Consider the following 10405-nt stretch of genomic DNA (forward strand, 5'->3'; position numbering starts at 1 on the left):
TTTATTTATTTGACGGCCTAATTAATCAATAAATATAGAATTTACTGATTCGTTATGAGTGATTCTTCTAATTGTCTCACCAATAATTTTTGTAGCACTAAGAACAGTTATTTTATCGCTTTTCCCATGCATAGGAATAGTGTCAGAAATTATAAGCTCATCTAATGTCCCTGCATTTATTCTATCAAAAGCTGGTCCTGATAATACTCCATGAGTACAACAAGCCATTACTGAAGTTGCACCTTTACTTTTTAAAACTTCAGCTGCTTTTACAAGGGTTCCTGCTGTATCAACCATGTCATCTACTAAGATAACATCTTTACCTTCTACATCCCCGATAATATTCATTACTTCAGCAACATTTGCTTTTTCTCTTTTTTTATCAACGATTACTAAGTCATATCCTAATTTATCAGCATATGATCTTGCTCTTGCAACTCCTCCAATATCTGGACTTGCAATAATTGGGTTTTTAAGATTTTTACTTCTTAAGTGGCTAACAAATAAAACAGAACCATATAAGTTGTCAACTGGAATATTAAAGAAACCTTGAATTTGTGCAGCGTGTAAATCAATAGTAATCATTCTATCAATTCCAGCAGCTTCTAACATATCTGCAACTAATTTTGCTGAAATTGGAACTCTAGGAGCAGCTTTTCTATCTTGTCTAGCATATCCATAATATGGTATAACAGCAGAAATAGAAGCAGCACTACTTCTTTTTAATGCATCAATCATAATTAAAAGTTCCATTAAGTGGTCATTTGTTGGAGCACATGTTGGTTGAACAATAAATACGTCTTGTCCTCTAACACTCTCTTTAATTTGTACAGAGATTTCTCCATCACTAAATTTGTTAATTGAAGCTTCTCCAACTTCAACGTTTAGGTATTTCCCAACTTTTTTAGCAAATTCAGGGTTAGCAGTACCACTAAAAAGCTTATATTTTGACATTAGATTTTCCTTATGTGTAGTAAGTATTATTGTGTGATTTTACCCAAATTGTTCTTATATTGAATTTACGTAGAGTAAATATTAGAATTATAGAATAATATACCTGATTATATAAGTAGAGTAAAGTAGTAACTAAGAGCTAAAACTCTTAGTTTTTAATTATGAAGAAGATTTAATCCAAGCACTTCCAAGAACTTTATCATCTTCATAGAAAACAGCTAACTGTCCAGCAGCAACACCAAATGCAGGTTCTTTTAAAGCAATTTTGGCTTTATTGTCTTCTATTGTTACTTTACAAGGAATAGAAACTGATCTATATCTTAGCTTTACAGTACAGTCAAACTCTTTTTGTTCAATAAACATATTTAAGTTTTCAACTTTTACATGATTTACTTCTAAAGCTTGTTTTTTACCTACAATAATTGTATTGTCTTTAGGATTTAGTTTTGTTACAAAATGAGGTTCTTGGGCTCCATGAACTGTAAAGCCTCTTCTTTTTCCAATTGTATAGTGCATATAACCTTTATGCTCTCCTACAATATTTCCTTTTTCATCTAGTACTTTTCCAGGAATGTCAATATTTGCATGTCTTTTTACAACATCAGTATAAACTGTTTCAACAAAACAAATCTCTTGGGATTCATTTTTCTCAGTTATCTTTTTATAAGCTACATCAAGCTTTGCACCAAGTTTAATGATATCCTCTTTTTTATAAGTGCTTAAAGGAAACATCATATAAGGTAAGGCTTCTTTATCAACTTGTGATAAGAAATAACTTTGGTCTTTTGTATCATCATCAGCTGCATAAATAAACTTTCCATCTGTTTTTGCATAATGACCTGTTGCTAAATATGAGGCATTATGTTCTTTTGCAAAATCAAGCATTGCTCCAAATTTAATCTGTCTATTACATTTTACACAAGGGTTTGGTGTAGTACCTTCTAAATAAGAATCAACAAAATAGTCATATACTTCTTCTTCAAATTTATCGGTTAAATCTAATACATGGTACTTGATATTTAAGAACTTTGCTACATCTTTAATAAAACCAAGATTATTTTCATGATAACCATCAGTTCTATTGTGAAGTTTTAAATAAACTCCTTCAACTATGAAGCCTTCTTTTTGTAACATGTAGGCTGTAACTGAAGAATCAATTCCTCCACTCATGCCTACCATTACTTTTTTATTTGATTTATTCATAATCACTTATAAATCCACCACCAAGGCAATATTGACCATCATATAAAACAAGACTTTGTCCTAATGTTACAGCCCTTTGTGGTTTGTCAAATTTAACTAAAACTTTATCATCCTTTACTTCTACTACTGTACAAGCTTGCTTTTGTTGTCTATATCTTATTTGAGCTACTAATTTAGCACCAACTTTTGGTGCAGCTTCTAGTACCCAGTGCATATGAGAAGCTTCGACTGTTTGGCTCATAAGTAAAGGATGATTTGTATCTTGAACTACTGTTAAAGTATTATCTTCGATATTTTTCTTTGCAGCATACCATGATTTGTGAGTATTATTTTCACCTTCAAGTCCTTTAATTCCACCAAGTCCAATACCTTTTCTTTGACCTAGTGTGTAACAAATAAGACCTTTGTGTTTTCCTAAAACTTTTCCATTCTCATCTATCATGTCTCCAGGAATTGCTTTTAAATGTTGAGTAATAAAATCATCAAATCTTTGGTTACCAATAAAACAAATACCTGTACTATCTTTTTTATCACTAACAGGCAAATTGTGTTCTCTTGCTATTTCTCTAACTTCCGTTTTAGTTAAATCACCAAGGGGAAACATAGCATGACTTAGTTGTTCACTTGAAAGAGCATGTAAGAAATATGATTGGTCTTTTGAACTATCTTTTGGTGTATCTAATACATAATGGTCTTTATAATGAGCTATTTTTGCATAATGACCAGTTGCTATCATATCAGCACCCATTTTTTTAGCTTCATTTAAAAATACATTGAATTTAATCTCTCGATTACAAAGAATATCAGGGTTTGGAGTAAGACCTTTTTTTAAACCTTCTAAAAATACATCAAAAACTTTTGTTCTATACTCTTCTACAAAGTCTTTACCTTTTACTTCAATACCTATTAATTCACCAACTTTTTTTGCATCTTCAAACTCTATTCTATTAGGACATTGGCTACCTTTGATTCCATATTCCCAATTTCTCATAAATAAGCCTACTACATCATAGCCTTGTTGTTTTAATAGTAATGCTGTAACAGAAGAGTCAACACCCCCTGACATTCCAACAACTACTTTTTTTTTGCCTGTTTGTAGGATTTCATTTTGTTCCATCATTTATTTACCTTTAAAAAGTTCCTTTTTAAAAGAACTATATATTTCATTTTATAATTTATTCATAAGTTTTAAAGGAATAATCACTGATTCTCTATTTGCCCAGTCTTTGTGAGGGATAATAAGTTTTTTGGTATTTATTTTCTTATTATCAAAAAATATTATATCAATATCTAAGGTTCTAGGCGCATCTTGAAAGGACCGCTTTCTTCCAAATCTTTTCTCTAATCTTTGCGTATGTTTTAAAAATTCATTCGGTGCTAGATTAGTTTTAAGTAATATTATACCATTTAAAAATGGTTTTTGATTTAAGTATCCAAATGGAGGATTTAAAAGTAGAGGAGAAGTCATAAGTAAATCAAATTTTGTATTTTGATTTAAAGATAAGATTAACTTATTAAATAACTTCTTTGTATCTCCTATATTTCCCCCAATACCTATTGTTACAAGATATTTTTTATTTGTAACAGTTTTAAAAACTTTTGGAAAGTTTGCAGAATAAAAAAGTGTTAGTTCTTTTGATAATATTTTTTTCATAATTTCCTTTTAAAATATAAAACCTATTAACTTAGTTAAGATTTATTTTTTTAATATTTAAATCTACAGAATTTCTGCTTTTCCATTTTTCATAACAACTGTATCTTCAATTCTAACTCCAAATTTATTTGGAAGATAAATCCCTGGTTCTATAGTAAATACCATGTTATCTTCAATAATTACATCAGACCTACTATTGATATTTGGGAACTCATGTATATCAAGTCCTACACCATGTCCTGTACTATGCACGAAATATTTTCCGTAACCTGCTTTTTCGATTACATCTCTAGTAAGTTTGTCAATTTCACTAGCTTTCATTCCAACTCTTGCTTTAGAAATAGCATTAAGTTGAGCTTTATATACTAAGTCATAAATTTTTTGTTCTTTTTTATTTTTAAATTGTTGTTCTCTTTTGAAATTAAAAGTTTCAAAATTAACACTTGCCGTACAAGTTCTGTCAGAACAATATCTTTTATATTTTACTCCAGCATCTACAAGAAGTAAATCATTTAACTTTAGTTTCTTTTTAGTTGGCAGTGCATGTGGTTTTGCAGCATTTTCATTTATTGCAACAATAGGGTCAAAACTTAAATCATAATTTCCAACTTTAGACATCTTTTCTATTGCTTTAAAGTGTAAAAAGTTTTCTTCTTGTTTAAAGCCATTTTTTCTAATATATTTTGCTAATTCTTTGAAACCTTTTTTCCCTATCATTGAAGCTTTTTTTAGGAACTCAATCTCTTCCTCAGTTTTGATTATTCTTTTTAATTTTGAGAAGTTTTCCCTTTGAATAAACTCAATTTTTAAATTATTTGTTAGTTTTTGGTATAAAGAATATGTGAAATCACTCGGGTCAAAAACTATTTTTTTGATTTTTGATTTTTTTAATATTTTTTGTGCATCTTTAACTAAATCAGAGCTTTCAATAACTTGACAATTTTGCGCATATTCTTGTGCTTCTATTGTATATCTAGCATCTGTAATAAAAAAGCTGTCTTTTTCTAGTTTTATAAATATTACATTGTCACAAGAAAAACCACACTCATAGTAGATGGCGTTTTCATTTAATAATAAATAATTTTTCATAATTCATCTTTCATTAACTAAATTTTAAATATAATCTTACCCAAAATTCATACAAAAGAGCAATTAATTGCTCTCTTTAGAGTTTTGCTACTTTTAAGTAGATCTTTGATCTGCTGTTAAAAAGTAGTTATTAAATTAAAAAGGTCCCTTTTAAATGGGACTATTTAAAAGGAATTATAATATGAAAATTGCAGTTATTCAAGGTCCAAATTTAAATATGTTAGGTGTTAGAGAACAACATATTTATGGTCCTATGTCTTTAGATCAAATTCATGAACAAATGAAAGCTAGTGCAGCACAAAATGATGTTGAATTAGAGTTTTTTCAATCAAACTTAGAGGGTGAAATCGTAGATAGAATTCAAGAGTGTTTAGGTACAGTTGATGGTATTTTAATTAATCCAGCAGCATTTTCTCACACATCAATTGCTATTAAAGATGCACTAAGTGCAGTAAATCTTCCAACTGTAGAAGTACATATTTCAAATATTTATAAAAGAGAAGAGTTTAGACAAAAATCAATTACTGCAGGTGCATCAACTGGTGTTATCACAGGATTTGGTCCATTTTCTTACCACTTAGGACTTATCTCTTTAACTCAAATTATTTCAGAAGTTAAAGCAGCTCATCAAGCACAACAAGAAGCAGCAGCTAAAGCTCAAGCACAAGTAGAAGAGAAGTAATCAATGAAAATTCTAAGTGCCTCATGGATAATAACTTGCAATGAAGATAGTACCATCATAAAAGATGGTGCTATAGTTTTTGATGAAAAAATTATTGATGTGGGTACTAAAGAGTACATTGAAAATAAGTACACAGGAATTGAAATTGAGTTTTTAGGCGAAAACTCAGTTTTAATGCCAGGACTTATAAACTCTCATGTTCATTTAGAGTTTTCTTCAAATGCAACTACTTTAAAGTATGGAAACTTTATGCAATGGCTAAACTCTGTTATTGCATCTAGAGAAGAGTTAGTTGAAAAAGCTACAAGTAAACTTATCTCTAAAAAGTTATCTAAAATGTTAAAAAGTGGTACTACTACAATTGGAGCTATCTCTTCATATTCACTTGATATAGAACCATGTTTAAACTCTCCTATAAATACTGTATTTTTTACAGAAGTAATAGGAAGTAAAGCTGATATGATAGATAACTTGTTTGCAGATTTTAAAGCAAGATTAAATAGTGCAAAAAAGAATGAAAGTAAAAGTTTTATTCCAGCAATTGCAATACACTCACCATATTCAGTACATCCATTTTTAGTAAGAGAAGCTTTAAATCTTGCAAGAGAAGAGAAGTTAGCAGTTAGTTCTCACTTTTTAGAATCACCAGAAGAGTTTGAGTGGTTACACCGTGATGAAGGTGGTTTTTTAGAATTTTTCAAGAATTTCTTAGGGCAAGAAAAAAGTGTTACAAAACCAATGGAGTTTTTAAATCAATTTAAAGATATAGATAATCTATCGTTTACTCATTGTGTTGAAACTAGTATTGATGATTTAGAGAAAATAAAAGAGCTTAATGCTTTTGTAAATCATTGTGTGACTTCAAATAGATTATTAAATAACACAAAGCTAGATATAGATAGATTAATTGATTTTAAAGTGCCATTTACAATTGGTACAGATGGACTTAGTTCAAATAACTCTTTATCAATGTTTGATGAATTAAGAAATTGTTTAATGATACATACACATAAAAATCCAATCTCTTTTTCTAAAAGCCTACTTAAAGCTGCAACAGTAAATGGTGCTAAAGCTTTAGGTTTACAAAAAGGACAGTTAGCAAAAGACAAAGATTCAGATATCATAGCAATTAATTTACCAGATACTATCAAAGATGAAGAGGATTTATGTATGAACCTTATATTACACACTAAGTTTGTGAATAAAGTATATATTGGAGGAAAAAATGCTTAATTTTTTTAAAAAACTTTTTTATCCTATTATTGCTATTTTAGATTTTATTACAAAATATTTTAAAACAATAGTTTTTTTAACAATTGTTTATTACTTTGTATCAACTTCAAATGAAGCAAATATAAATGAAGGAAGTTTTGAAAGTGCAAATCTACAAAAAATAGAACTATTTGGTCCTATTTTAGATTCACAAAAAATTTTAGCTCAAATCAATGAAGCTAAAAAGAATAATAATATCAAGGGAGTATTACTTGATGTAAACTCTCCAGGGGGTGCTGTTGCTCCATCTGTTGAAATTGCTTATGCAATTAAAGAGTTAAATGCTTTAAAGCCAGTTGTAGCTTATGCAAGTGGTATTATGGCTAGTGGAAGTTATTATTCTTCAATTTGGGCAAAAGAGATTATTGCAAATCCTGGAAGTATGGTTGGTTCTATTGGCGTTATCTTTCAAGGAACTAACTTAGAAGAGTTAATGGATAAAATTGGAGTTAAAACTCAAACTGTAAAAGCAGGGAAGTTTAAAGAGTCAGGAACACCAACAAGAGCTTGGGCTGATTATGAGAAGGAAGAGTTAGAAAAAGTTATAAATGATACATACAATATGTTTATAACTGATGTAGCTAATGCAAGGGGATTAAAAGTTCAAGACCACACAAAATTTGCTGATGCTCATATTTTTACTTCATCTCAAGCAAAAAGAGTTGGCTTAGTTGATGAGGTTAATACTTTAACTTTTGCTCAAAAAAGAGTAATTGAATTATCAGGAGTAAAAAATCCTACTTGGAAAAAACAAGATAAATTTGATAAGTTTATTGATAGAATTATTAGTGAAGCAGTTACTAATTTTTCTGTAATATTTAATTCTAATTTAAAAGCTTACTAAAAAAGTAATTTTATGAAAATTTGGATAATTTTTTAAATTTTATCCTTTTTTCATATATTATGATATACTTCCATTAACAATAGTAAATAATCTAAGTTTTCTTCGTTTTATCTAAATTATAAATAGTTTCTTAATTAACCTAGCATATTCTCATATTAAATTACTAACAATTATAAAAAGGTAATTAATGTCATTTTCACACCTAGGATTAAATCCTAATATTTTAAAAGCAATAAAAGAGCAAGGGTATACAAAACCCACTCCTATTCAAAAGCAAGCAATACCTATAGTATTAGAAAAAAACGATATTTTAGCTGCTGCACAAACAGGTACTGGTAAAACAGCTGCATTTACACTTCCATTATTAGAGATAATGAATCGTAAAAAAACAAAAAATGAGAAAAAACGCTCTATAAAAGCTCTTATTTTAACTCCAACAAGAGAATTAGCTTCTCAAGTTGCAGAAAATATTGATGCATATTGTAAATATCTTCCTTATAAAACAGCAGTAGTTTTTGGTGGAGTTGGAATAAATCCTCAAAAAGCAACTTTAAGAAAAGGTGTTGATATAGTTATAGCAACACCAGGAAGATTATTAGACCATATCTCACAAAAAACAATAGATTTATCAAAAGTAGATTTTTTAGTTCTTGATGAAGCGGATAGAATGCTTGATATGGGGTTTATTCACGATATTAAAAAGATTGTAACATATATCCCTAAACATAGACAAACTCTTTTGTTTTCTGCAACATTTTCAAATGAGATAAAAAAACTATCACAATCATTTTTAGATAATCCAAAACTAATAGAGGTTGCAAGAAGCAATACTTTGACAAAACAAGTTTCCCAAGTGGTTCATTATGTTAAAAAAGATAGAAAAAGAGACCTTTTAGTTTCTTTATTATCATCTCAAAACTGGAATCAAATTCTTGTTTTTACAAGAACAAAACATGGTGCAAATAAGTTATGTGAATTTTTAAATAGTAACAATATAAATTCCCTTGCTATACATGGTGGAAAATCACAAGGTGCAAGAACAACTGCCTTAAAAGATTTTAAACTAAAAAAGACAAGAGTCTTAGTTGCAACGGATATTGCTGCTAGGGGGCTTGATATTGAACAACTTCCCCATGTAATAAATTTTGAATTGCCTAATGTTCCTGAAGATTATGTTCATAGAATTGGAAGAACAGGTAGAGCAGGAAATATTGGAGAAGCTATATCTTTAGTTTGTGATGAAGAGTTTCAATTTTTAAAAGATATAGAAAAACTTACAAAAACAGATATTCCTATAAAAACTATTGAAGGGTTTACAGTAGTAAAATTAAATAGGGTAAGCAAAAAATCCACTTTATCAAATAGTTCTAGAAGAAGTAAAACAAATAGTAGAAATCATAAAAATAATGATAATTCTAGAAGTGCTAGAAGAGATAGATCAAATCAAGAAAGAAGAAAACAAAGAGTTTAAAAAAGATAAGAGTTTTACTCTTATCTTAATTAGTTAGCTCCTGAAACTACTTTATACGTATCATTAGCAATAACATACTCTTCATTTGTAGGAATAACAAATATTCTTGCAGCAGAACCGTTAGAAGCAATATCTCTTGCTACTTTAGATCTTTTATTATTTTTAACTGGATCAAGAACTAATCCCATTGCATCAAGACCAGCACAAACCTTTTCTCTAATTAGTGCTGCATTTTCACCAATACCACCAGTGAAGCAAAGAGCATCAATACCATCAAGAGCAGCAACATAAGAACCAACATATTTTTTGATATTGTAAGCAACCATATCAACAGCTAATCTACATCTATCATCACCTTCTTGCATTCCATCTAAAACTTCTCTTAAATCAGAAGATTTTCCAGAAATACCTAAAATACCTGATTTTTTATTCATAATATTTAATGCATCATCAATAGAAATACCTTCTTGGCTTATCATATATTGTAATGCACCAGCACCAACATCACCAGATCTAGTACCCATCATTAAACCTTGAACAGGAGTTAATCCCATAGAAGTATCAATACATTTTCCATCTTGTACTGCAGAAACAGAAGAACCATTTCCTAAGTGACAAACAACAATTCTTGTATTATGTTTTTTATCTAACATTCCCCTTGCTTCATTTGAAACAAAGAAGTGAGATGTTCCATGGAATCCATATTTTCTAATACCATGTTTTGTATATTGATCATACGGTAAAGCATACATATAAGCATAATCAGGCATTGTTTGGTGAAATGCTGTATCAAAAACACCAACATTTGGAATTCCTGGCATTAGTTCTTGGCAAATTTCAATACCTAAAATATTTGCAGGATTGTGTAATGGTGCTAAAGGAATTAACCTTTTCATTGTTTCAACTACTTTAGGAGTAATTAATACTGACCCTGAAAATTCTTCTCCTCCATGTACCGTTCTGTGTCCAATAGCTTCGATATCATTGATTGAGTCAATTACTTTACCTTCTCCGGCTGTTAAAGCAGATAAAACAGCTTCTATAGCTTCTTTATGCGTTGGCATATCTATTTGTTGTTCTAACTCTTTATCTTCACCATATTCGTGTTTTAAAACACCATCAATACCAATTCTTTCACAAATACCAGATGCAAAAACTTTCTTAATAACTGGATTCATTAATTGATACTTTAATGAAGAACTTCCCGCATTTAAAATGAATACTAACATATATCTT

Annotated in this window: 10 protein-coding genes; 4 read left to right on the forward strand and 6 right to left on the reverse strand. The window is 29.4% G+C overall.

The features are described 5' to 3' along the window. Positions 1–21: 21 nt before the first annotated feature. From CP965_RS12435 to CP965_RS12455, 5 genes are all read right to left on the reverse strand, one after another. On the reverse strand, positions 22–954 hold the full coding sequence (locus CP965_RS12435; protein WP_129062434.1) for a ribose-phosphate pyrophosphokinase: 933 nt from the start codon (positions 952–954) through the stop codon (positions 22–24). 159 nt (positions 955–1113) lie between these two features. Beyond that, on the reverse strand, positions 1114–2157 hold the full coding sequence (gene mnmA / locus CP965_RS12440; protein ID WP_129062435.1) for a tRNA 2-thiouridine(34) synthase MnmA: 1044 nt from the start codon (positions 2155–2157) through the stop codon (positions 1114–1116). Then, positions 2150–3277 (reverse strand): tRNA 2-thiouridine(34) synthase MnmA, encoded by a 1128-nt coding sequence (gene mnmA / locus CP965_RS12445; protein ID WP_129062436.1) that lies wholly within the window; start codon positions 3275–3277, stop codon positions 2150–2152. Before mnmA (CP965_RS12445) ends, mnmA (CP965_RS12440) begins: the two co-directional genes overlap by 8 nt. Before the next feature lie 48 nt (positions 3278–3325). Then, entirely contained in the window at positions 3326–3811 is a 486-nt protein-coding gene (gene folK, locus CP965_RS12450; RefSeq protein WP_129062437.1) for a 2-amino-4-hydroxy-6-hydroxymethyldihydropteridine diphosphokinase, read from the reverse strand. A 63-nt stretch (positions 3812–3874) separates the two neighbouring features. Continuing rightward, complete coding sequence (locus CP965_RS12455) at positions 3875–4900, reverse strand: M24 family metallopeptidase (RefSeq protein WP_129062438.1); 1026 nt, start codon at positions 4898–4900, stop codon at positions 3875–3877. A gap of 181 nt (positions 4901–5081) precedes the next feature. Here CP965_RS12455 and aroQ point away from each other — a divergent pair, with 181 nt between their 5' ends. From aroQ to CP965_RS12475, 4 genes are all read left to right on the forward strand, one after another. Beyond that, positions 5082–5582, forward strand: a complete 501-nt coding sequence (gene aroQ / locus CP965_RS12460; protein ID WP_129062439.1) for a type II 3-dehydroquinate dehydratase — start codon at positions 5082–5084, stop codon at positions 5580–5582. Between the two features lie 3 nt (positions 5583–5585). Further along, complete coding sequence (mqnF, locus tag CP965_RS12465) at positions 5586–6815, forward strand: aminofutalosine deaminase family hydrolase (RefSeq protein WP_129062440.1); 1230 nt, start codon at positions 5586–5588, stop codon at positions 6813–6815. Continuing rightward, positions 6808–7698, forward strand: a complete 891-nt coding sequence (gene sppA / locus CP965_RS12470; protein ID WP_129062441.1) for a signal peptide peptidase SppA — start codon at positions 6808–6810, stop codon at positions 7696–7698. The genes mqnF and sppA overlap by 8 nt, the downstream gene beginning before the upstream one ends. Positions 7699–7885: 187 nt before the next feature. Then, positions 7886–9169, forward strand: coding sequence for a DEAD/DEAH box helicase (locus CP965_RS12475; RefSeq protein ID WP_129062442.1), 1284 nt, complete (start codon positions 7886–7888; stop codon positions 9167–9169). A 29-nt stretch (positions 9170–9198) separates the two neighbouring features. On the opposite strand, the gene CP965_RS12480 is transcribed toward CP965_RS12475, so the two are convergent. Then, positions 9199–10398 carry an acetate/propionate family kinase gene (locus tag CP965_RS12480; protein WP_129062452.1) on the reverse strand — a complete coding sequence of 400 codons (1200 nt, stop codon included), beginning with the start codon at positions 10396–10398 and terminating at the stop codon, positions 9199–9201. Positions 10399–10405 lie beyond the last annotated feature (7 nt).

It is taken from the genome of Halarcobacter mediterraneus, assembly GCF_004116625.1.
Taxonomy (GTDB): domain Bacteria; phylum Campylobacterota; class Campylobacteria; order Campylobacterales; family Arcobacteraceae; genus Halarcobacter; species Halarcobacter mediterraneus.